Source organism: Streptomyces tagetis, from assembly GCF_018069565.1.
In the GTDB taxonomy this organism is placed as follows: Bacteria; Actinomycetota; Actinomycetes; order Streptomycetales; family Streptomycetaceae; genus Streptomyces; species Streptomyces tagetis.
Genome location: NZ_JAGPNL010000002.1, coordinates 817,870 through 840,249, shown reverse-complemented (window position 1 = coordinate 840,249; position 22,380 = coordinate 817,870). Strand labels below are relative to the sequence as shown.

The 22,380-nt window shown below is 72.3% G+C and carries 16 protein-coding genes; 6 read left to right on the top strand and 10 right to left on the bottom strand.

Going from position 1 to position 22,380, the window contains the following annotated elements:
- The first annotated feature begins 231 nt into the window (after positions 1 to 231).
- Together J5Y05_RS11770 and J5Y05_RS11765 are read left to right on the top strand one after the other, a co-directional pair.
- Positions 232 to 2,211, top strand: a complete 1,980-nt coding sequence (locus tag J5Y05_RS11770) for an FAD/NAD(P)-binding protein (protein WP_210871265.1) — start codon at positions 232 to 234, stop codon at positions 2,209 to 2,211.
- The gene (locus J5Y05_RS11765) at positions 2,208 to 3,848 is read left to right on the top strand and encodes a nitrosuccinate lyase (protein ID WP_210871263.1); all 1,641 of its coding nucleotides are present in this window, start codon (positions 2,208 to 2,210) and stop codon (positions 3,846 to 3,848) included. The genes J5Y05_RS11770 and J5Y05_RS11765 overlap by 4 nt, the downstream gene beginning before the upstream one ends.
- Positions 3,849 to 4,283: 435 nt before the next feature.
- On the opposite strand, the gene J5Y05_RS32225 is transcribed toward J5Y05_RS11765, so the two are convergent.
- The 4 genes from J5Y05_RS32225 to J5Y05_RS11745 all read right to left on the bottom strand — a co-directional run bounded on the left by J5Y05_RS32225 (position 4,284) and on the right by J5Y05_RS11745 (position 9,748).
- Positions 4,284 to 5,516: an IS701 family transposase gene (locus tag J5Y05_RS32225; protein WP_210871261.1), complete on the bottom strand. Its 1,233-nt coding sequence runs from the start codon at positions 5,514 to 5,516 to the stop codon at positions 4,284 to 4,286.
- A 242-nt stretch (positions 5,517 to 5,758) separates the two neighbouring features.
- Positions 5,759 to 6,496: a chorismate synthase gene (locus J5Y05_RS11755; RefSeq protein WP_210871259.1), complete on the bottom strand. Its 738-nt coding sequence runs from the start codon at positions 6,494 to 6,496 to the stop codon at positions 5,759 to 5,761.
- Between the two features lie 65 nt (positions 6,497 to 6,561).
- Positions 6,562 to 7,380, bottom strand: coding sequence for a class II aldolase/adducin family protein (locus J5Y05_RS11750; RefSeq protein WP_210871257.1), 819 nt, complete (start codon positions 7,378 to 7,380; stop codon positions 6,562 to 6,564).
- Between the two features lie 835 nt (positions 7,381 to 8,215).
- On the bottom strand, positions 8,216 to 9,748 hold the full coding sequence (locus J5Y05_RS11745) for an FAD/NAD(P)-binding protein (protein ID WP_210871255.1): 1,533 nt from the start codon (positions 9,746 to 9,748) through the stop codon (positions 8,216 to 8,218).
- A gap of 1,513 nt (positions 9,749 to 11,261) precedes the next feature.
- Between J5Y05_RS11745 and J5Y05_RS11740 the strand changes: the two genes are divergently transcribed.
- Together J5Y05_RS11740 and J5Y05_RS32605 are read left to right on the top strand one after the other, a co-directional pair.
- Positions 11,262 to 11,858, top strand: a complete 597-nt coding sequence (locus tag J5Y05_RS11740) for an MBL fold metallo-hydrolase (RefSeq protein WP_210871253.1) — start codon at positions 11,262 to 11,264, stop codon at positions 11,856 to 11,858.
- A gap of 1,090 nt (positions 11,859 to 12,948) precedes the next feature.
- Complete coding sequence (locus J5Y05_RS32605) at positions 12,949 to 13,329, top strand: hypothetical protein (protein WP_210871475.1); 381 nt, start codon at positions 12,949 to 12,951, stop codon at positions 13,327 to 13,329.
- Positions 13,330 to 13,651: 322 nt separating this feature from the next.
- Here the strand turns inward: J5Y05_RS32605 and J5Y05_RS11730 are convergent, their stop codons facing one another.
- Positions 13,652 to 13,942 carry a LysR family transcriptional regulator gene (locus tag J5Y05_RS11730; protein ID WP_210871251.1) on the bottom strand — a complete coding sequence of 97 codons (291 nt, stop codon included), beginning with the start codon at positions 13,940 to 13,942 and terminating at the stop codon, positions 13,652 to 13,654.
- A gap of 888 nt (positions 13,943 to 14,830) precedes the next feature.
- Between J5Y05_RS11730 and J5Y05_RS31750 the strand changes: the two genes are divergently transcribed.
- Positions 14,831 to 15,019 carry a hypothetical protein gene (locus J5Y05_RS31750; RefSeq protein WP_247614437.1) on the top strand — a complete coding sequence of 63 codons (189 nt, stop codon included), beginning with the start codon at positions 14,831 to 14,833 and terminating at the stop codon, positions 15,017 to 15,019.
- Positions 15,020 to 15,396: 377 nt separating this feature from the next.
- Here J5Y05_RS31750 and J5Y05_RS11720 read toward each other — a convergent pair whose 3' ends face one another.
- The gene (locus J5Y05_RS11720) at positions 15,397 to 16,065 is read right to left on the bottom strand and encodes a ScbR family autoregulator-binding transcription factor (RefSeq protein WP_210871247.1); all 669 of its coding nucleotides are present in this window, start codon (positions 16,063 to 16,065) and stop codon (positions 15,397 to 15,399) included.
- A 163-nt stretch (positions 16,066 to 16,228) separates the two neighbouring features.
- Here J5Y05_RS11720 and J5Y05_RS11715 point away from each other — a divergent pair, with 163 nt between their 5' ends.
- The gene (locus J5Y05_RS11715; RefSeq protein WP_210871245.1) at positions 16,229 to 17,170 is read left to right on the top strand and encodes a ScbA/BarX family gamma-butyrolactone biosynthesis protein; all 942 of its coding nucleotides are present in this window, start codon (positions 16,229 to 16,231) and stop codon (positions 17,168 to 17,170) included.
- Positions 17,171 to 17,344: 174 nt separating this feature from the next.
- On the opposite strand, the gene J5Y05_RS11710 is transcribed toward J5Y05_RS11715, so the two are convergent.
- From J5Y05_RS11710 to J5Y05_RS32220, 4 genes are all read right to left on the bottom strand, one after another.
- Entirely contained in the window at positions 17,345 to 18,556 is a 1,212-nt protein-coding gene (locus J5Y05_RS11710; RefSeq protein ID WP_210871244.1) for an acyl-CoA dehydrogenase family protein, read from the bottom strand.
- A gap of 150 nt (positions 18,557 to 18,706) precedes the next feature.
- Positions 18,707 to 20,218 (bottom strand): FAD-binding oxidoreductase, encoded by a 1,512-nt coding sequence (locus J5Y05_RS11705; RefSeq protein WP_210871242.1) that lies wholly within the window; start codon positions 20,216 to 20,218, stop codon positions 18,707 to 18,709.
- Positions 20,219 to 20,393: 175 nt separating this feature from the next.
- A complete protein-coding gene (locus J5Y05_RS11700; RefSeq protein WP_210871240.1) occupies positions 20,394 to 21,251 on the bottom strand; it encodes a carbohydrate ABC transporter permease in 858 nt (285 codons plus the stop codon).
- Positions 21,248 to 22,225, bottom strand: a complete 978-nt coding sequence (locus tag J5Y05_RS32220) for a carbohydrate ABC transporter permease (protein ID WP_210871238.1) — start codon at positions 22,223 to 22,225, stop codon at positions 21,248 to 21,250. Before J5Y05_RS32220 ends, J5Y05_RS11700 begins: the two co-directional genes overlap by 4 nt.
- Positions 22,226 to 22,380: the final 155 nt, after the last annotated feature.

The following is a 22,380-nucleotide window of genomic DNA, read 5'->3' as shown; positions in this document are numbered from 1 at the left end:
TTCTGGCCGCCTTCTCCCCCTGGCCCTCCGCCCTGGTCTTCTCCCCTCCGGTCTTCCCTCTGCCTGGTCTTCTCTCCTCCGGTCTCCTCGACCGCTCCTGTTCGTCTCTTGCAGCCCCTGCTTCTTGCCGCCCCCTCCTTTTTGTCCTCTCGCGGACGGGCGGCCGGACCCGGCCCCGCTGGTGTCGTGGTCCGGTGCCGGTCGCCCGCTGCCCAGAAACGGAGTACCCGCATGCACAGCACCCTCGAGGTCTGCATCATCGGTGCCGGCCCCCGCGGGCTGTCGGTCCTGGAACGGCTGCTCGCCAACGAGCGCCGCGCTCCCGCGTACTTCGCGGTCACCGTCCACGTCGTCGACCCCTCGCTGCCCGGCGCCGGCACCGTGTGGCGCACCGCCCAGTCGCAGCACCTGCTGATGAACACGGTGGCCTCGCAGATCACGGTGTTCACCGACGACAGCGCGCGGATCGGGGGGCCCATCGAGCCGGGCCCCAGCCTGTACGAGTGGGCCAGGAGCCTGGCGCTGCTGGGTGAGCCGGCCGAGGACGGCGGCCGTGCGGTGCTGGCCGAGGCCGAGCGGCTGACCCCCGACTCCTATCCGACGCGGGCCTTTTACGGCTGTTATCTCCAGGACTGTTTCCAGCGCATCGTGGACGGGGCGCCCGCCCATGTGGAGGTGCGGGTGCACCGTTCGCGTGCGGTGGCCGCGGCCGACACGCACGGGGTGCCGGGCGGTCCGCAGGGCATCCGGCTGGAGAACGGCACCCGGCTCAACGCGCTGGACGCGATCGTGATGGCGCAGGGGCACGTGCCGGCCCGGCTGTCGGTGCGCGAGGCGCGTACGGCGAGCCTGTCGCGTATCCACCACCTGACCTACATCGCCCCGGCCAACCCGGCCGATGTGGACCTGGCGGGGATCGAGCCGGGGCAGAACGTGCTGCTGCGCGGGCTGGGCCTGAACTTCTTCGACCACATGGCGCTGTTCACGCTGGGCCGCGGCGGGCGTTTCGAGCGGGTGCGGGGCGGGCTCGTCTACCGGCGGTCGGGGTGCGAGCCGAAGATGTACGCCTTCTCCCGGCGCGGGGTGCCCTATCACGCGCGCGGGGAGAACGAGAAGGGTGCCACCGGCCGGTACTTCCCGCGGCTGCTGACCCCGGCGTACATCGGGACGCTGCGGGAGCGGTCGGCGGCGGGCCGGCCGGTGAGTTTCTCCCGGGACCTGTGGCCGCTGATCTCCCGTGAGGTGGAGAGCGTCTACTACGGCACGCTGCTGGCCGGGCGCGGCGAGCAGGAGGTGCGTGAGGAGTTCACCGGCCGGTACCTGGCGGTGGAGCCGGGCCAGGAGCGGGAGGCGCTGCTGGACTCCTACGGCATCGCGCCGGGCGAGCGCTGGGACTGGGAGCGTCTGTCGCGTCCCTACGGTGAGCGGGTCTTCGCCGGCCGGGAGGACTTCACCGCCTGGCTGCTGGAGTATCTGCGGCGGGACGCGCGGGAGTCCCGCAAGGGCAATGTGAGCGGGCCGCTGAAGGCCGCTCTGGACGTGCTGCGTGATCTGCGCAACGAGGTCCGCCTCGCCGTCGACCACGGCGGGCTGGAGGGCGCCTCGCACCGGGACGACCTGGAGGGCTGGTACACGCCGCTCAACGCGTTCTTGTCGATCGGGCCGCCGGCCTCCCGTATCGAGGAGATGATCGCGCTGATCGAGGCGGGGGTGCTGACGGTGATGGGGCCGGGCACGCAGGTCCGTATCGACACCACCGGGCAGGAGTACGTGGCGACGTCCTCGGTGGTGCCGGGTGAGCCGGTGCGGGCGGGCGCGCTCATCGAGGCGCGGCTGCCCGAGCCGGACCTGCGGCGCACGAACGACCCGCTGCTGCGGCATCTGCTCGACACCGACCAGGCGATGCCGTACCGGATTCCGGGGGCCGGCGGCGCGGGTTACGAGACCGGTGGACTCGCGGTCACCGAGCGGCCCTACCGGCTCCTGGACGGCCGGGGCAGGGCCCATCCGCGGCGTTTCGCCTACGGGGTGCCCACGGAGTCGGTGCACTGGGTGACCGCGGCCGGTATCCGGCCGGGTGTCGACTCGGTGATCCTCGGCGACTCCGACGCGATCGCCCGCGCGGTGCTGGCGCTGCCGCCGGTGGCGCACGTGCCGGACGGGGTGCGGCCGGTGAGCGAGGACAGCGAGCTGTCCGGGGTGATCGTATGACCACCCCGGCCCGGGACGGCCACACGGGTACGGGGCCGGCTGCCCCCGCCCGGGACGGCCACAGCGGTGCGGGGCCGGCTGCCGTGGCGCGGGGCGGGCTCACGGGTGGGGGGCGGGCCGCCGTGGCCCGGGGCGGCGACATGGATGCGGGGCTGCCCGCTCCCGCCCGGGACGGCCACACCGGTGCGGGGCCGGCTGCCGTGGCCCGGGGCGGGCTCACGGGTGGGGGGCTGGTGGCGCCGGTCTGGGACGGGCTCCTCGACGTCGGGCTGTTGTCGCCGGTCAGGGCGGGCACGCCGGTGGAGGCGGCCACCGGCGACCGGGCGTGGCTGCAGGCGATGCTGGACGCCGAGGCCGCCCTGGCCCGTGCCCAGGCCACCCTCGGCACCCTGCCGGGGCCGGCCGCCGAGGCCATCACCCGGGCGGCGGACGCGGGCCGGCTGGACGTGCGGGCGCTGGCCCTGGCCGCCCGGGAGACCGCCAACCCGGTCGTCGGCCTGGTCAAGGCGTTCACCGCCGTGGTCGCCCAAGAGGACCCGGCGGCGGCCGGCTTCGTGCACCGGGGCTCGACCAGCCAGGACGTCCTGGACACCGCCACCATGCTGGTGGCCTCCCGGGCGCTGGGCCTCATCCGCGGCGACCTGGAACGGGCCGCGCGGGCCCTGGCCGCACTCGCCGCCCGGCACCGGGACACCCCGGCGGTGAGCCGCACCCTCGCCCTGCACGCCGTGCCGACCACGTTCGGACTGCGGGTGGCGGGCTGGCGCAAACTGGTGCTGGACGCCCAGGCACGGCTGACGGCAGTCCAGGAAGGCGGACTGCCCCTCTCCCTGGGCGGCGCGGCCGGCACCCTGGCCGGATACCTGGAGTACGCGGCCCTCGGCGAAGGCGGCCGGCCCGCCGACCCGGGAACGTATCTGGACCGGCTGGTGGAGGCGTACGCGGCCGAGACCGGGCTGGCGCGGCCGGTGCTGCCCTGGCACGCGCTGCGCACCCCCGTGGCCGATCTGGCATCCGCGCTGGCGTTCACCGCCGGGGCCCTCGGCAAGATCGCCGTCGATGTGCAGGTACTGGCCCGTACCGAGGTCGGGGAGGTCGCCGAGCCGGGCGGCGAAGGCCGGGGCGCTTCCTCGGCCATGCCCCACAAACGCAATCCCGTGCTGGCGACCCTGATACGCAGCGCGGCGCTGCAGGTGCCGGCGCTGTCCGCGGCGCTGGTGCAGTGCCTGGTCGGCGAGGACGAACGCTCCGCCGGAGTCTGGCACGCGGAGTGGCACCTGCTGCGGGAGTGCCTGCGGCTGGCCGGCGGCGCGGCCCACACCCTGGTGGAACTGGCCGAGAAACTGGAGGTCAGGACCGGGCGGATGCGTGCCAACCTCCAGGTGACGGCGGGCCGGACGACGTCGGAGCGGGTCGCGGCCCGACTGGCCCCGGTCCTGGGCAGGACGCGGGCCGCACAGGTCCTGGCCGAGGCCACCCGTGCCGCCGAGGCGAGCGGGCGACCACTGGCCGAGATCCTCGCCCGGCTACCGGAACTGGGCCAGGAGGTCACGGGCGAACTGGAGGCGCTGTGTGACCCGGTCAACTACACGGGAGCCGCGGCGGCCCTGGTGGACCGCGCCCTGCGCACCCCCTGAACCCGCACCAGAATCGGCGATCCGTAACGGCCCGTATCCCCTCCCACGGCCCTCCCACGGACCCTCGACCGGCCACCCGCTGCCCACCCCTGCCCGGCCCCTGCCCCTGCCCCTGCCCCTGCCCCTGCCCCTGCCCCGCCGACGGCCTGCCGGCCCCGGCGGCAGCGGACGCGTGAACGAGCCGGGGCCGGGGCGGGGCACGCACCCCGGCCCCGCCCCCGGCCGTCGGCCCTGCCCCCTGCCCCTGGCCGCCGGCCGCCGGTCCGCCCACTGAGCTTCCTGACGGGCTGCCTGACGGGCCCGCTTGCCGGGCTGCTTGCCGGGGGCAGGGGCTGTGTCCGGCGGTGCCGGGTCGGGGGGCGTACGCGCCGCGTGGCCGGACCGGTCCGCCCGGCAAGCCGACTGGGGGGCCAGAGAGCTGGACTGGACTGGGGGTCAGGGGGCTGGGTGCGGGGGCAGCAGGGCGGGCAGGTGCGGGGGCAGCAGGGCGGGCAGGGGCGGGGGGCCCGGGAGGTGTCCGGCCCGGCTGCGCAGCAGGGTGGCGGCGTGGGCGACGGAGGCGAGCGTGGTGTGACGGTGCCAGCCGGCGAAGGTACGGCCCTCGAAGTCGTACAGGCCCGTACGGCCCGCGGTGGCGGTCACGTCCCCGGTGGCCTGTTCGAAGGCCGTCGTGAGCCGGAGCAGGGCGCTGGTGGGCAGCCGCATCGGGCCGGTGAGCCAGAACGTGGTGTCCCGGGGCCTGGCGGAATCCCGCCGGGCGAACAGCAGGTGCCGGTGGCGGGGGCCCGGTGGCGCGTCGGCCGGCCGGCACGGCACCCGGGCGATGTCACTGCGGCCCCCGCCCGGACCGGGGGTGCAGAGGCGGCCGTAGCCGGCCGCGACAGCGAGCTGACGAGCCGTCGAGGCCGTCAGGGGCCGGGCGGTGGGGGGACGGCCCGTGCCGCGCCCGGGGCCGCCGTGGCCGGTGGCGGGAGCGGTGCCGTAGCCGGTCGCCGTGGCGGAGGTGACGGGGTGGAGGGGGTGGGAGGCGCTGATGCGCAGCAGGTAGGGCAGGCCGGCGGCGGTGAGCCGGGCGGCGATGGGGCCGGCGGCGGCGTCGCGGGCGTCGAGCAGGAGCGGGGCGGTGGGGGCCGCGGCCCGGCAGGCGGGGTCCAGGGCCATGTCGAGACCGGCGGTGACCGTGTCCAGGGCGGTGGCGTCCTGGGGGATGGCGGCCCGCTCGCGCAGTAGCGGGTCCTCCAGCCAGCGGGGGGTGAGCCGAAGGTGCCAGTCGACGGGGTAGGCGCCCCACTCGGTGACCGCCCACAGCCCGGCCGCCCGCTGGGCGCTGACGGGGTGTCCGGTGCGCGGGTCGATGAAGTGGTCGACGCCCGCCCCGGCACGGTGGGGGCGGGGCACGGTCACGGTGTGCAGCAGCCAGGCCCGTGGCGGTGCCGGCCGGGCCATGTGCCGGGCCAGGGCGGTACGGACCGGGCGCCAGCACCACGTCGAGTCGCTGATGAAATGGTGCAGCCGCTGCACGTCGGCCGGGACCGCCGTGTGCGAGGCGATGTTGCGGATCGTCTTGGGGCCGGTGACCGTCAGCAGCCCGCGGAGGTACAGGGCGCCGCTGCGCCGCTGGTCACGCCGGGCGAGCGGGCCCAGCACCCGCAACACCAGCTCACCCACCGGATCAACCACCGGACTCGCAGAAGCCGTTGGGGCCGTGGAGGGCGTGGGGGCCGTGGAGGCCGTGGAGGCCGTGGAAGGCGTGGGGGGCGTGGGGTCGGCGGCAGGGGCTGAGGTCGGGGCCGGGCCGGCCGCCACGGCCGGGCCGGCCTCAAGGGCCGGGGTGGGGGTGGGCGCCGGGGTGGGGGTGGGCGGGAGTGGTGGGCGTGGGCGGGGTGGGGCGGGCGGGGCCGCGGGGGTGCTCATGTGCCCGCCCGGGGGCGGGTCCGGCTCCTGTGGCGGCCAGGCGGGACAGGCAGCCACGGTGGTTGCTGCGGGTGGTCTCCGGGACGCTGTCGCCGCCGGGCTTCTCCGGACTCGACGCCTTCGACGGCCCGGGTGCCCATGAGAGCGCCGGCCGGGCAGGCGTCCAGGCGCCGGCCCCGGTGCACGTGGGAGCCAGGGCCGGGCGGCACGTGGCAGGCGATCACCTCGGCGACGGCGCCGAGGGTGTCACCGGCCCGGCGGGCCCGGTCGCTCTCGGCGCCCCTGACGGCGGAAGCGGCGGGATCGGCGGGATCGGCGGGATCGGGGCAGCGTACGGGGCCGGGATCGAGGTGTTCGGTGTCCTTGGGGGCGGGCGGATCGGGTGTGGGCGAGTGGTGTGGGCCCGGGGTGCCCAGGGCGGCGCGGGCGGTGTGGGCGAGGGCGTCGGCGAAGACGGGGCCGGCGGCCGTCACGGTCTGCCCTGTGGGCCATGGGCTGTCGCCGACACGGGCGGCGACGGGCCCGGCGGGGGTGGGGCCGTGGCGTACTCCGCCGGTGAAGGCGGCCCCGTCGCGTTCGCATGTCATGCGGGTGCCGTGTCCGTGTCCCCGGCGGCAGGCGAAGGCGATCTGCCGCACGCAGGCCCGTACGCCCGCGGGCAGTCCTTCGGCGAGGACAGGGGTCAGGGCCCGGCCGTGGGACTCACCGGCGGTGAGCCGGCGCAGGAAGGACATGGAAGGGGGGTCCCTTTTCGTGAAGTGGACGGAGCGGGTGCCCCGGGGCGGGGCCGCGGGGTGGGTTATTCGTCGAGGAGGTCGGGGTGTTCGGCGACGATCTCGTCGAACAGCAACTGGAAACTGAAGGCGCCCAGTTGGGGGTCGCCGAAACCGTCGCGGGCGGCGAGGGCCTGCTCGTGGGTGAGCGGCCTGGGCGTTCCGGCGGCGCGGGCGAGGAGCTGGACGTGGGCGCAGTGTTCGTAGGTGAGGAACCAGTGCACGGCCTCGTCGAGGGAGCCGCCCACGGTGATCAGGCCGTGGTGGCGCAGGAGGATGGCCCGGTTGTCGCCGAGTGCCCCGGCGATGTCGCGGCCCTGGGCGAGTGAGACGGAGGGCCCCTCGTAGCGGTCGTAGAGGGTTTGGCGGCCGTAGAAGGCGGCGGATTCCTGGTCGAGGGGGTCCAGGAGGGTGCCCAGGGCGCCCAGGGCGCGGGCGTGGGGGGTGTGGGCGTGGGCGGCGGCGGTGGCGGCGGGGTGGAGGTGGTGGATCTGGCTGTGGATGACGAAGGCGCTGGGGTTTATGGGGTGGTGGCCGCTGACGACGCGGCCGGTGGCGTCGACGCGGATCAGGTCGGCGACGCGGACCTGATGGAAGGAGACACCGAAGGGGTTGACCCAGAAGTGGGCGGGGTGTTCGGGGTCGCGGACGGAGATGTGACCGGAGACGCCTTCGCCGAAGCCGTGTCTGGCGAACAGGCGCAGCGCGGCGGCCAGCCGCTGTTTCCGGTGACGGCGGGCGTCCTCGTGACTGGTGAACCGCGGCTCACCGGGGATCGGCAGCCCGGTGGGGGTATCGGCCAGATAAACGGGGCGGGCGTGGGGACGGGTGACAGACGGGGACATGACTACGGGTCCTCCAGGACACGAGGGGCGCTCAACGCGACAGCGGACGATGGTCAGCGGACGACAGCCGGCAAGCAGCGGGCGACGGGCACGGGCAGGGAGCCGGGTGATGGCCGGTGGGCCGGAAACGGAAGGACCGGAGGTACCGGCCGACGGAGGACGAACAGACCGGGATCGGCAGACAGCAGACAGCGGGCCGGGCAGAGACGGCGGGTGGTGGCCGGTGGGCCGGAACGGAAGGACCAGAGGTACTGGCCGACGGAGAGCGGACAGACCGGGATCGGCGGACAGCAGGCAGCGGGCCGGGCAGAGACAGCGCCTGGTGGCCGCTGGGCCGGGAACGGAAGGACCAGAGGTACTGGCCAACGGAGGGCGAACGGACCGGGGCGGCGGGCAGGGGGCGGCGGGCAGGGGGCGGCGGGCGTGGGGCGATGGGCCTGGGGCGACGGGCACGGGCAGGGGCTGGTGGACCGAGAGTTCTGGCCGACGGAGGGCGAACGGACCGGGGCGACAGGCGTGGAGCGACGGCCGGTGGGCAGGAAGCGACGGGCACGGGCAGGGGCTGGTGGACCGGGAGTTCTGGCCGACGGAGGGCGAACGGACCGGGGCGACAGGCGTGGAGCGACGGGCGGCGGGCCACGGGCGGCGTGACGGCGGCGGGCGGTGGGCGGCGTGACGGTGGTGGGCTGGTGTTGTGGTGATGGGGGCCGGACAGTGACCAGCAGCCGGTAGCCGGTGGCTGGTGGGCCGTGCCCCGTGGGCAATGACCGGTGAGCAATGACCGGTGGGCAATGGCCGGTGGCCGGTTGTGGCAGGGGGTGGGCGGGTGGGTGGGTCAGGCGGGGAGGGGGTGGGTGCGGGGGCGGGCTTCGCGGTGGGCGGCGGTCACCGTGGCGGCGTGTTCGTGGATCGCGGTGACGATGTCCTGGCTGCGGTCGACCAGGGAGGGGATGCCGAAGGTGAAGAAGAGAGCGCCGGCGGCGATGTTGCCCAGCCCGTACAGGCGGGGGTCGGGGCGGCCGTTGTAGGTGAGGCGGCTGGTGGCGCGGGCCAGTTGGAGGCCGCCGTGGGTGTGGCGGCTTGCGGCCCGGTCGTTGATCAGGGAGGTCACCAGGCCCCGGGCCGCGGCGGGGATACGTCCCTCGCAGGCGTTGACGGCGTTGATCACCCGGTCGGTGTGCAGGCCGGTGCCGTCGGCCCGGACGTCGAAACCGCCCTGGCCGGCGGGGGTGATGCCGTGCAGCCCGCAGAACATGGCCAGTTGCCCGGCCTGCACCAGGTTCAGGAGGACGGTGGCGCCTGCGGGCGGCATGGGACAGCACAGGCTCATCAGGGTGCGGTGGTGGGCGCGCAGCAGCCGGATCTTGTCCGCCTCGCGCAGCAGGGGCCACACGTCGGGGCCGGTCTGCGGTACGGCGCGCTGGAGGATACGCAGGCCCAGGTGGGGTGAGTCGACCTCGTCGAGCTGGCGGCGCAGCCGGTCGACGGGGTCTTCCCGAGCGGCGCGGGCGATCTCCTCGAGGACGGCGTCGAGGTCGGCTCCCGCGTCGCGGAACTCGGCGCGCACGGCGGTGGCGATGTCCGCGACGGTCAGTTCACGGTGTGTCCGGGCGGTGCGGCGGAGCCGGTCGGGGGTCAGGTGACGCAGGTGGAGGCGGACCGGTTTCTGCCGTACTCCGGGCAGCACGCCCTGGCGGGAGAGCATGCTGATACGTCCCCGGTGGCCGCGGGCGGCCAGGGACAGGACGACGTCGACGGCGCTCAGGCCGCTGCCGACGACGGCGACGTGCTCGTCCTCGCCGATGTCGCGGAGGGCGGCCGAGACGGGGTAGGGGTCGGCGACGAAACCGGGGGTGCCGGACAGGCCGTAGGTGTCCTGGGGGCTGCCGCCGCCGACGCTGAGCACGACGTAGTCGAAGGTGTGGGAACGGGCTCGGGTGTGCAGCCGTACCCGGCGGGGCAGGCGCCGGGCGCTGGTGACCGGTTCCCTGACGAGGGTGACACGCCGGCCGGTACGGCGCAGGGTGCCCAAAGCGGTGCGGGCGCAGTGTTCCAGGTAGTCGCCGTAACAGCGGCGGGAAACGAACCGGGCCCCGGAGAGCGGGTCGGTGCCGTCGGTGATACCGGTGAGGCGGTCGCGGGTCTCCAGCCAGCGTTCGAAATGCCCGGGGTCCCCGGCACGGACCGACATGTCGTCGGGGGTGGCGTTCACACGGAGGGTGTCGGTGTCGACCTGGTAGGCCCGGCCCCGCCACAGGTGAGGTGAGGGCTCGAACACGGTGAGACTGCCCACGGTGTTCCGGACACGGGCCAGCGCATCGATCAGACAGACAGCAGCCGCACCGCCCCCGACCACACCGATCGACATTCCAGAAAACATAAAGCCAGTCACCCACCAATCCACAGACGAAACAAACCCGGAAAAAGGCCAGGAACACACACCACGAAACCCGCCGCCACAACAAAAACAGAAACAAAAAACGAAGAAAGAAACCGGGACCGGACACCCGGACCAGACGACAACAGGGACAGAACGAAGGCAAAACAAAAACAGAAACCAAACACCAGACACCAGACACCAGGCGCCCGTCACCAGACACCGAGCAGGACGGCAACCCGGCACCGCACACCACGCACCACGCACCGCGCACCGCACACCGCACACCGCGCGCCGGGCACCGGGCACCGGGCAGGACGGCAACCGGACCAGGCAGGACCGGCACCCGAGACGAGACAAAAAACAAGACAGGGCGGGAACAGGGCCCACGGCCGACGCCACCAGCCACAGACCCGGCAACGACAACAGCGAAGAAGCAAAAAAAGACAGACACGCAAAAGACCGAAGATGACAGATACCGTTCGATGCCAGCGACTCTAGGAACCGTCACGTCCCGCCAATTGCCGTGCCGCGCACGGGCACTTGCGGAATAACGCGCACCGCCACACACCCAGCCCCAGCCGCCCGGACAACAACACCACCACAGGGACACGACCGGACCCCACGCCCCCGGATACAACCGAAAACACGCCACGACCACCGGAACCCACACCGACACCCACACAAAAACTCACAACACGAGGCACCCCCATAGCAACCGGAGCCCGCCCCGACCACACAGCCGAGACGAACTCACAACCACAGACCGCACAATGCCGCACCCACCACCCGCCCCCGCCCGGCGCGGCGCGATGCGGTGCTACCGCGCGGCGCGAAGCGGCGCTGCGGCGCGGCACGGTGCGGCGCTGCGGCGCGGCACGGTGCGGCGCTGCGGCGCGGCGCGGCACGGTGCGGCGCTGCGGCGCGGCACGGTGCGGTGCGGTGCGGTGCGGCGCTGCGGCGCGGCACGGTGCGGTGCGGTGCGGTGCGGCACGGTGCGGTGCGGTGCGGTGCGCCTTCGCCCATGTGAAGCCGCGAGTCAAGGTGCTGGTGTGACCGGCACCCGGGGTACTCACGCTGGTCGTGGGCGGCAGTCTGAGGAGTAGGTCGTCTATCGGGTCAGCGGTTGACTTGGAGGTTCGTCAGGATGAGCAGGGCGCGCAGAAGGCGGGTGGCGCGGGCGGGGCCGGTGCGGAGCTTCTCACCTCGTCACCACCGGCCGCCGTCACCTTCTCCGCTTCGCCCGCCACGACCTGAACCCGCTACATCACGGCTGTCCTTGACCGGCGCGTTCAACTGCCAAACCCTGGGTGACCAGTAAAGCTCTCTGTCCCGATGCCAGCGCCAAGCCGTCCTGGAGCAGTGGAACCCGGCTGCCACCCGGTGCGGCACCCGGGCCATCGGCGTGCCTGCCGTCAGCCACACAACGCGTGACGGCGCGCCGGCTCCGTCGGCGGAGCGTCACGAAACATTGAGGCGGAGCCTTCGAGTTAGGCTCAGGCCGGTGCGGATCACCAAGTACACCCACTCCTGCGTCCGGCTGCAGCACGAAGGTGGCACACTCGTCATCGATCCCGGTATCTGGAGCGAGCCCGAGGCACTTACCGGTGCGGACGCCGTCCTGGTCACCCACGAGCACGCCGACCACGCCGACCTCCTGAGACTCAAAGGGCTGGGCATACCCGTCTACGCTCCCCAGTCGGCGCAGCTCCCGGGCCTTAAGTTCACCGGAGTTGCTGCCGGCGAGGAGTTCACCGCGGCCGGGTTCCGGGTGATGGCCCAGGGCGGACAGCACGCGCGTACCTATGGCAATCTCCCGGACTGCGCCAACCTGGCATACCTCGTAGAGGAGCGTCTTTACCACCCCGGGGACTCCCTCCACCGCCCCGACCGGCCGGTGGAGACCCTGCTGGTTCCCCTTCAGGCATCATGGATGAAGACGGACGAAGCTATCGACTTCGTCCGCGCCGTCGAGCCGGAACGCGCGTACGGCATCCACGACGGCCAGATCAACGAGCGGGGCTTGAGCACTCTGAACGGCTGGCTCGCCGACAAGTGCGGCAGCCACTACCGCCGGCTGGCGCCAGGGTCGTCCGCCTGACCGATGACCCCCTCAAGCAGCTCAGCCACATCGCGCGCGGAAGCGCATCCGGTAGGCACGCCGGGGCAGACCGGCTCACCGGACATCGCCCCGACCTCGGCTGCCCCAAAAAGCTGCAATCCCTCCCCTCCCGCGCTCTCAACCTCGACGAATCGGAGGAAAGCTGAGGAGCCCGGCCAAGGTGCGGGCCGAGCGGGGTGAACTCACCGTCGCCGAGGGGGCACTTGAGCGGGTGAGCGACCGGCTCGCCGACGAGCGCGCACCGGCCGCGCCGGCGCCCCGGGACAGGTGGGCGGCCGGGCGGTGATGCTGATCCCGCACCGCGAGCCGGGCACGAAGGAGATCATGCTCCGGCCGGGCTGTCAGCGCATCCTCGCTGCCGTGCGGCAGGCCGCCGGACCGGTCACGGCCCGGCAGGCCGGCAAAAGGCCGGGAGTCGACGTCAGCATGCGAAGCAAACGGGAACCGCTGCGCGGGGGAACTGGTCAGACCGACCGACCACGGCCGTCCACGCAAACCGCCCGACGGCCGGTTCACCACCCGCCTGTGAACAGGAAGGACACTGCCCGGGGGTAGCGCACTGCGAGCGTAACCACGTTGCCCCCGGCGACTGTTGGAATCGGGTGACAAAAAACCAAAGAACGCACCGAGAACACCTGCCCGCCTGTCTTCCCGGGGTGCCGTCTGCCGCTATCCACGCACACCGACAACCATCTCACCGGTCCGCTGCAGCGCCACCAGAAGGCGATCCGGCCCCAGTGGCAGATCCTGCCGCCCGGACGGATCACGGTGCTGGTCCTGGCCGTACCGCGCCACGACCAGCACCTGGCCGACACGGCCGACATGGCCGGCGGCAACGACGCCTCCGACTCCACCATCCGCCGCCGGCACGACGAACCGACCGCACTGCTCACCACGCAGGCACCACGCCCGGACCACTCCCTACAAAGAGCCGCCAAGCAAGGCGCGGCGGCCGTCCTGACCGACGGCACCCTCATCCCCACCCAGTACCGCACCGCACCGCACCGCACCGCACCGCACCGGAAGGAACGACCCCCGCAACCACTCCGGCAAACACCGCCACCACGGCCTGCACTTCCTCGCCCTGACCGACGAGAAGGGCCGCCCGATCCGGATATCCGCAGCCCGGCCCAGCCGCACCCACGACATCACCGCCGCCCGCCACGACATCCCGACCCACCTGCGCGCCGCCGGCCTCGAAACGCCGGCCGACCTTGGCTTTTGCGGCCTGGACAACGAGGTACGCGCCCCCGTCACCGTCACCGGCTACACCGCCGGCCGCACCCACAAGCCCGCCTCGGACCAGAAGGACACCCATCGCATCCTCGCCATCGGACGCGCACCGGCCGAACACGGCTTCGCCCCGTCTCAGAAACCGGCGGACCCTCACCAAGCTCCATACCGATCCCACCCCGCGCCGCCCAACTCCTGCCCGCTCTGCCGGCCCTGACGAACCTCGAAGCCAACCACTGACGATCGAACTCCTGCACGGACTCCCGCCCACAACCAGCACGAGCACTCCGAGAAACCGATCACACCAGCCCCCCGGACCCGCGAACCCAAGGCGACGGAAACTCACCCCAGTCAGGGTGGCGGGCGGGCGGTGCGGGCGGGGCGGCGGGGTGCGGTGCGGGTGGGGTGGCCGGGCATCGCCCCACCGGAAGGCGTAGGTGCCCGCAGGCTGTGCGCACACGACCGGCCGACTCCCGGGAAAGAACCGGCCACCGCCAAAGGTGCGGGCATGACGCTGCCCCGGGCCCGTCCGGTGCGGGTCAGTGCAGGGCGCGACGCCGCTGGGGCCGGCGGACGGTCAGCGCGACTTCACGACGGGCCGTCTCCGTGATCTCGATGATGCGCTCCGCGTGCGGCAACAGCAGCAAGCCCGCCTCGGTGAGAGCGAGCTGACGCCGACTGCGGTCGAACAACTCGGTCCCCACCGCCTCTTCAAGATTCTTGATCTGCGCAGTGACAGTGGACTGCGCGTAAAACAGGTTCCTGGCCGCCCGGGTGAAACTCAGCTCGGCCGCCACCTCCCGAAACGCGACTAGCTGCTGAAACTGCATGACACGACTCCCCTTGTCCCCGACCCCACCCCCAAGAACATACCAGCCTGCACGTATTCTTTCGAGCCGCAGGAACCACCCCACCCCCGCACCCGACAAGACACCCCCAGCAGCCCGCAGGCCGGCACCCCACCACGACCAAAAACACCAGACCCCAGACAATCCACAACAGCACCCGGCCAAGCAACCCACCCCGACACACCACCCCACCACCACCGCAGAACAGCCCACCGCCACCAAAGACGACAGGCACCGACAAGACTGACAAGACGATCAGGACGGACGGGACGGACGGGACGATCAGGCGGTCAGGGCGGACGGGGGCAGTCAGGAGGGTCAGGGCAGACGGGGCGGTCAGGGCGGTCAGGGCGGTCAGGGCGGTCAGGGCATACTGACAGGCCGTCAGCAGAGCCCGGCGACCCGCCACCCCCAGCACCGACACCACAAGCACACAGGCAGCAACGGGCGCCAGGCCCAGCCCTGGCAGCCCCGGCAGTCCGGCAGGAACCACGCCGCACCCCCACACGCAGGCCAGCGCCAGGAGTTCGCCTCCCAGAGCGAAGAACGCAGCACCCCTCCATTGCCGAACGAGGTGAGATGGGGTGGCCCTACGGGGCGGACGGCACTCATACGCCCCCCTTGCCCCCGGCCGCCCAGTCTGCTCCAACCGACATGTCCTTGCGGCGCGTTACTCTGGGAACCGGCACAAGACCCGTGTACAGGTTGCCGACCGTGCCGTCGACAGCATGTACTGAGATGACGGGACCCTGTCCGCCGACTCGCCGGGAGACCGACTCGACGCCCCGCGAGCACCCTTCCTTACCGCGAGCCCCGGCCGAGGCCCTGACCCATGCCCTCTGGTTCATCAAAAGCTGTGAAGACGAGCAAATGAACCCGGACGACGCGGTCAAGGTTCCGGAGGGTGTCGCCTCTGCCATGAGCAACCTGTCACGTGAGCAGCAGAACGAGTTCGCCCGCCTGCTCGCCACCATGACTCACGAGGAGACCGACCCGTCACGGCGGGCGTTTTCGGAAAAGCTCCCCGACAGCCTCGGACCACTGGAGAAAGCGGTCTGACCACAGCCTCAGAAAAACAGGACCCGTTGACACAGCAGGCCGAAACCGGCAGCCGAACATCTGCCGTTTCAGCCGATCACCCGCCCGGCACCGTTCAGCACCCGCAAACGCCATACCGAAACCGGCAAACCCTCCGCCCCCGCCGCCACGGGCCCCTTCGGCCGGCCCACCGGCCCATCAACCCACCGTCCCTCCGGCCCTCCGGCCCTCCGGCCCTCCGGCCCTCCGGTTCGGGACGACGCGAGACGGCCCGCCCGGCGGCGCGGTCTCCGCCACCCCGCAGCACCCCCGGCACCATCCAGCGGCACCCGGCCACACCACACCCCCGCAGGCCGCAGCGGCCACCACCCCGCGGCAACAGCACCCCAGCCCCCGCCTCAGACCTCCGCCGCCCCCGCCCGCTCCACCCGCGCCATCAGACGCTTGCCCCGGTCCGCCGAGATGTCCAGCCGCTCCACGATCCCCGGAACCGCGATCGCCCGCGCCACCCCCCGGTACAACACCGCAACCCGCTCCTCCACATCACTGCGCTCACTCATCACCTCCGACAACAACTGCACCCCACTGAACGCCCCCACAATCATCCGCGCCGCATCCCCCACATCCACCCCCGGCAACAACTCCCCCGCATCCCGCGCCTCCCCCAACAACCCCGCATGCACATCAATCCACGCCTGATACGGAACCCGCCGGTCCAGCTCATGCACCTGATCCACCGCCAACCGGATACTCCCCTGCAACATCCGATCGAACGTCAGCCGATGCGACACCAGCAACCCCAGATCCAACGCACCCTGAAGCCGCACCCCACACTCCCCCGGCGGCACCTCCAAATACCCCATCTGCCCACTCACCTGCTCATCCAACACCGCCTGAGCAAGCTCCACCTTCGACGCAAAATGAAAATAAAACGCCCCCTTCGTCACCCCACACCGGCTGTACACATCAAAAATCGTCGCCCCCGCATACCCCCGCTCCGCAAACACCTCACCAGCAGCCACCAAAATCGCATTCCTCGTCCTGACCGCCCGCTCCTGACGCGCCACCCCACCCACCCTCCCTCACCCACCAACACCAACACCGGCGCCGCCACCACACAACGACACCCCAACCACCACGGGCCCACACCAACACACTAGAAAACAAACCCGCATGCCTGTACTTTACCACCCACAGCACACCCACCCACCCACCAGAAAGGCCACACCCATGACCGCAACCGCGACGGAAGCCACCACCCAACTCGCCGCCACGAGACCGCCGGCCCTCCCCGCCCTGCCCGTGGACAGAGCCCTCGTCCACCGCAGACACCTGCACGACGTGCTCCCCACCGGAGTCGCCCGCCACAGCGACACCCACTTCGGCGTCACCGCACGCTGGCCCCGCCACCACGCGCTCTACACCACGCCCGACGGCCACCACTCCCCCTCACTCGTCCTCGAGACGATCCGTCAGGGCACGCTCCTCCTCTCCCACGCGCACCTGGGCGTGCCGCTGGGCCACCACTTCATCCTTCAGGACCTCTCCCACCACCTCGACCCCGTCCACCTGACGCGCACCCCGCGCAGTCTCACCCTCGACATCCGCGTCACCCACCTCCGCCGACGAGGACCCGTCCCCGTCAACGCCGCGCTCGCCATGACCCTCCACATCGACGGGCGCCCCGCGGGAACCGGCTCCATACGTTTCACGATCACCACCCCCGCCGCCTACCAACGCATCCGCGGCCACCTCCCCACCACCCACGACGCGCCCCCCACCCCGCACGGCGCACCCCACACCCCCACTCATGAGCCGAGTCACCCCCATGCCCTCCTCACCCCCACGCCCCAGCCGAGCCGTTGGCTGTTACACACCGACCCCGCCAACCACCACCCCCTCATCGACCGGCCCAACGACCACCTCCCCGCCACCCTCCTCATCGAGGCCGCCCAGCAGGCCGCCCATCTCGCCGCTCCCCAGGCCCACTTCGCCCCCACCACCAGCCACCTGCAGTTCACCCACTACGTCGAACCGCACGCGCCCTGCTGGATCACCGCCCACCGCGCCACCCGGCACGACACCACCACCGTCACCACCACCGGATACCAAGAGCACCATGCGGAACCTGCCTTCACGATTCGCTACACCCAGCCCGCCACCCCCCACTGACCGACAGCCACCGGCCGGATTCACGGCCACGACAGCGGCCCGCCACACAGACCCCCACCCGGTGTCTTGTCCTTGTGGTGGGCCGCAGTCGTGTTGTGAACCTCGGTCGCCTGAAGGGCCCCAGGGCTGAAGGGCCACCTCAGAGCTGAAGGGCCCCTGAGGGCTGACGCGCCCTCAGGGAACGATGCCCACGCTGTACGGGTTCTGCGGGGTGCCCCCCAGCAGACGGGCGCCCGCGGACTGGACGACCTGGTCCTGGGCCATGACGTGCTGGCACATGGTGGTGAGGTCGCGCAGCCAGCGGTCGAGCACCGAGGGCCGGTAGACGGCACTGGTCGCGGCGAGGTCGAACAGCTCGGTGACCACGGAGCGCGCGGTGCGGAAGGCGTTGACCCGGGCCAGCACGGTGGCCACCTGTTCGTCGGCGGTGGGGGTGTCGCCGGCCTCCAGGATCTCCCACTGCTCGCGCAGGCTGCCGTAGACGGCGTACCGGGCGGCCGACAGCCGCATCTCGGAACGGGCGATGACCGTCTGCACCCGGTAGTCCTCCGCCCAGGGCGACTGACTGGCACGGTCGACGCGGAGGGTGGCCATCAGGCGGATGTGGTCGATCGCGGCGCGGGCCACGCCGAGCGGGACGCCGGGCATGTTGCGCAGTACGGCGTCGGGGGTGGCGGCGGCGCCGGTGACCCGGGGGGCGGCGAAGCTGAACGTGTACTCCTCGGGGACGTACAGGTTCTCCGCGCGGTAGTCCCGGCTGCCGGTGCCGGCCAGGCCCGTGGTGTACCAGGTGTCCTGGACCCGGAAGTCCTCGACGGGGGCAACGATGACGCGCCAGTTGCCCGGTGTGCCGGGCGGGCCGGGCTCGGGTTCGCCGTCGCGGGTGACGAGGACGCCGCCGACCACCCAGGTGCTGTGGGTGATGCCGCTGCCGAAGTGCCACTGTCCGGTCACCCGGTAGCCGCCGGGCGTCCGTTCGGCGCGTCCCATCGGCATGATGGCCCCGGCGGTGACGGTGTCGGGGTCGGCGAGGAGCCGGCGGGCGACGTCCTCGCGGAGGAAGCCGGCGTAGACCGGGGTGTCCATCCCGATCATGGCGCACCAGGCGGTGGAGGCGTCTCCGGTGGCGAGGGCCTCGATGACTTCCGTCTGCTGGACGGCGTCGAGTTCGGGGCCTCCCCATGCCTTGGGCACGGCCATGCGGAAGACGCCGGTGCCCCGCAGCAGTTCGACGATGTCGGGGGGTAACTGCCGCTGTTCCTCGATGTCTTCGGCGCGCTCCCGCAGCCTGGGCGCGAGGGCGCGGCAGCGGGCGAGGATCTCCTCCGCGGTGAGTTGGTTCTCCCGGGTGGTGGAGAGGAAGTGGGGTATGTCGATGAGGCTCATGTGGCGCTCTCCCAGCGTGCGGTGTGTGAGAGGGGCGGGGCGGTGTGGGCGCTGTGAGCGGTGTCGGGGGTCATGTCGTGGTGGTGCGGCCCGCGTTGCTCCGGTTTCTCCGGCTCCGTGGTCCCGTCGCGCCCACCGGGCGCCCCGTGCTCAGGCGTAGCGGCCCGGGGCGATGATCCGGTGGGGGTCGACGGCGGTCTTCAGGAACCGGGCGAAGTCCCGGGCGCCGGTGCCCGGGGTGAGCCGGTCGGCCCACTCGGTGTGCTCGATGTCGAGGCGGTACGGGAGGAAGCCCTCGGCCGTGAAGAGTTCGTAGAGCCGGTCGAGGGTGCGGTGGGCGCGGTCGGCCTCCGTTTCCGTGCGGGGGAACCTCATCGTCACGACGCAGTCGACGAGGTCGGCGTCGAGCGCGTTGAAGGTGGCGCCGCACCGTGTGCCGGTCTCGGCGCGTACCTGCTCGATGAGGTGGTGCGCCCGTGCCAGGGCCGGGCCGGTGAAGGGCACCAGGGGGAGGAAGAAGAGGAAGCCGCCCTCCTCGTCCAGCCGGGCGGCCGGGTGACCCGTCTTCGCCTCGAACAGGGTGTCCGTCGGGTCGGGATCGCCGGCGTAGGCGCGTTCGACGCGTACGGCGATGTCGTGGTTGTCGGCCGCCGGGTCGCCGGCGTCGGTGTCGGAGACGGCGCTGAAGAGGCCGGACGTCACGGCTTCGACGGTGACGATGCCGCTGAGGGCGTCCACGGCCTCGGGGGTTCCGTCGACGCACACATGGGCCAGGTACTGGCCGGGCGGGCTGCCGTACGCCTTCGCGGCGGCCTCGTTGTAGATCTTGACCACGCCGCGGGTCAGGCCCTGGCTCACCCAGCGGCGGATCTCGGCGGTGGCGGATTCGACGGTGTCGGGGCCGAAGTTGAGCCGGATCACGCGCAGCGCGTCCGGTCTCGGCAGCAGCCGGACGGTGGCCGCGGTGACCACGCCGAGGCTGGACTGGACGAAGAGCTGCACCAGTGAGGGGCCCAGCCCGTGGGTGTACACCGGGGTGGGGCGGCCGGGTTCGGGCCACCAGCCGACGCGGATCAGCTCGCCGTTGGGCAGGACGATCTCCAGGCCGGTGAGGTCCTCGACGCGCTGGTGGCGCAGGCCCACTCCGCGGTCGAGGGCGTTGCCGACGACGCTGGTGTGCGCGGAGGAGGCGGTGACGTTCAGCATGCGTTCGGTGCCCCGCAGGAGCCTGGCGAGCCGGGCCTGGGTCACGCCGGGCTCCAGGACCGCCCAGCCCGCGGCGACGTCGATGTCCCGTACGCGGTCCAGGCCGCGCAGGTCGAGGACGACCGCACCGTCCTGCGCCGGTTCGCGCGAGCCGAGTCCCCAGTTGCCGCCGGTGCTGTGGGTGTGCAGGCGGGCGGCGGTGCGTCCGTCGGCGAAGGACTCCACGACGCGGCGTACTTCCTCGGCCGTCCGGGGGCGTACGACTGCGTGGAGGCGCCGCGACCGGTACGTACCGGCGTTGGGTCCGAGGGGGCCCGCCTCGGTGCCGTTCGTCTCCTCGGCGGGGAGGGTGACCCCGTCGGTGCCCACGATCCGCGCGACCCTGTCCAGTACCGCCGCAAGGTCGGGGTCCGCGCAGGTGCCGGGCCGGGTGGCCTCGGCGGGAAGGACGGTCATCGGAGCACCTCGGAGTTCCTACGCCGGTGATGGGGACGCTCGCGGCGGGCGGGGCCGCTCGTCGGGCGTGCCGTTCACGGTAGGAACAGGCGTGCGGTCGTACTCCCCCGATCGCGCACGCGCACTGAGGAGTTCGCGCACGCCCGGGCCGGGTCGGCGTCGTCTCCCGCCCCGGTCAGTCCTTGCTGCCCGTGGAGGCGATGGAGGTGACGAAGTGGCGCTGGAGGGCGAGGAGGATGATCGCGGGGATGACGGCCAGGACGGCGGTCTCGGCGAAGACGCGGCCGTAGTCGGTGCTGAAGGCGTTGAAGGTCTTGGCGATGGACACCGGGGCGAGGTCGTCGCGGTCGTTGGTGGTCACCAGGATCGGCCACAGGTACGCCTGCCACTGGAAGAGGAAGAGGATCAGTCCGGTGCCGATCAGGGCCGGGCGGGCCAGCGGCAGGTGGATGCGGGCGAAGATGCGCAGCCAGCCGGCGCCGTCCATGCGGGCGGCCTCGACGAGTTCGCCGGGGATGCCGAGGAAGAACTGGCGCAGGATGAACACGGCGAGTCCGTTGCCGAGGCCGGGCAGGACGAGGGCGGTGATGGTGTTGGTGAGGTTCCAGTCGCTGAAGGTGCGGGCGAGGGGGATCGCGATCGCCTCGAAGGGCACCAGGAAGCTCAGGACGACCAGGCCGAAGACCAGTTTGCGTCCCGGGAAGTCGATCACGGCGAGGGAGAAGGCGGCGAGGGCGCTGATGCCGATGCCGGCCACGACGGTCACGGCGGCGACGATCACCGAGTTGGCGAGGTTGCGGGCGAAGCCGTTGTCCCAGGCGGAGGCGAGGTTGTCGAGGGTGAAGTCGCGGGGCCAGAGCGTGTGCCAGCCGATGGAACCGCTGTCGGCGAAGGTCTGCGTGGAGGTGCGGAAGGTACTGGCGATCAGCCAGAGCACGGGGAGCAGGAAGGCCAGGGCGGTGAGGACGGCGAGCGTGGTGAGCAGGACGCGGCCGAGGCGGGCGCGCGGGGTGGGTGTGCGGTGCGTGTTCATCGATCCTCCGCCTCGCCCAGCAGCCGGAACTGGACCGCGACGATGGCGATCATGAGGGCGAGCAGGACGAGCAGTTCGGCCGCGGCGGTGTGCGGGTCGGCCAGTTCGAAGCTGTTGTGGAAGATGTCGTACATCAGGAAGCTGGTCCGGCGTTCGGGGCCTCCGTTGGTGAGGATCTGGATGGGGGCGAAGAGGACGAAGTTGGAGACGGTGTCGGCGACGAGGACGAAGAGCAGGGGCCGGCGCAACTGGGGCAGGGTGATGGACCAGAAGCGTCTGAGCGGCCCTGCGCCGTCGACCCTGGCGGCCTCGTAGTAGACCTGGGGGATGTCGTTGAGCCCGGCGATCAGGAAGATCATCCAGTAGCCGACGCCGATCCAGCTCGCGATCAGGATGAGGCTGGCGATGACCTGGTGGGGGCTGGTCAGGAAGGGCTGCTGATCGATGCCGACGGTGCCGAGGACGGCGTTGACGGGGCCGTCCGGCCGCAGGCCGATGCCCCAGACGACGGCGGAGCCGGTCATGGGGACGGCGGCGGGCAGGAAGACGAGGGTGCGCCAGAGGCCGGAGGCCGGGAGGTTCTGGGTGAGCAGGACCGCGAGGGCGAGGGCGATGGCGATCTGGAGCGGGTTGACGATGACGTTGAAGAGCAGCGTCTGCTGGACCGAGGTCCAGAACGTGTCGGAGTGCCACAGCGCCGTGAAGTTGTCGAGGCCCACCCACTGGGGCGGCAGGGCGCTGCCGGGAAGGCTGCTGTGGGTGGCGTCGGACGCGGCCTGGACCACGGGGACCAGGCGCAGGACGGCGATGAGGATGAGGGCGGGCAGCAGGAAGAGGGCGGCGGTGGTGGCGTCGCGCAGGGTGCGCCGGCGGCGCCGGGTCTGGTCCGGGGTGCCGCGGGCGAGCCGGCGCCGGGGTGCGGAGGGGCCGGACGTGGTGCGGGTGGTGTCGGATGTGGCGGGGGTGGGGCTCATGGCGGTGGTGTCCCTCCACCGGCCCGGAGCGGGTCTCCGGGCCGGTCGGTGCGGTACGGCGAGGGCGCGGGGCGGGGTCCCGGGGTCCGGGCGGCCGGGGTCCCGGGGTCCCGGGGTCCGGGCGGGCGTCGTCCCGGAGTCCCGGCGGCCGTTGT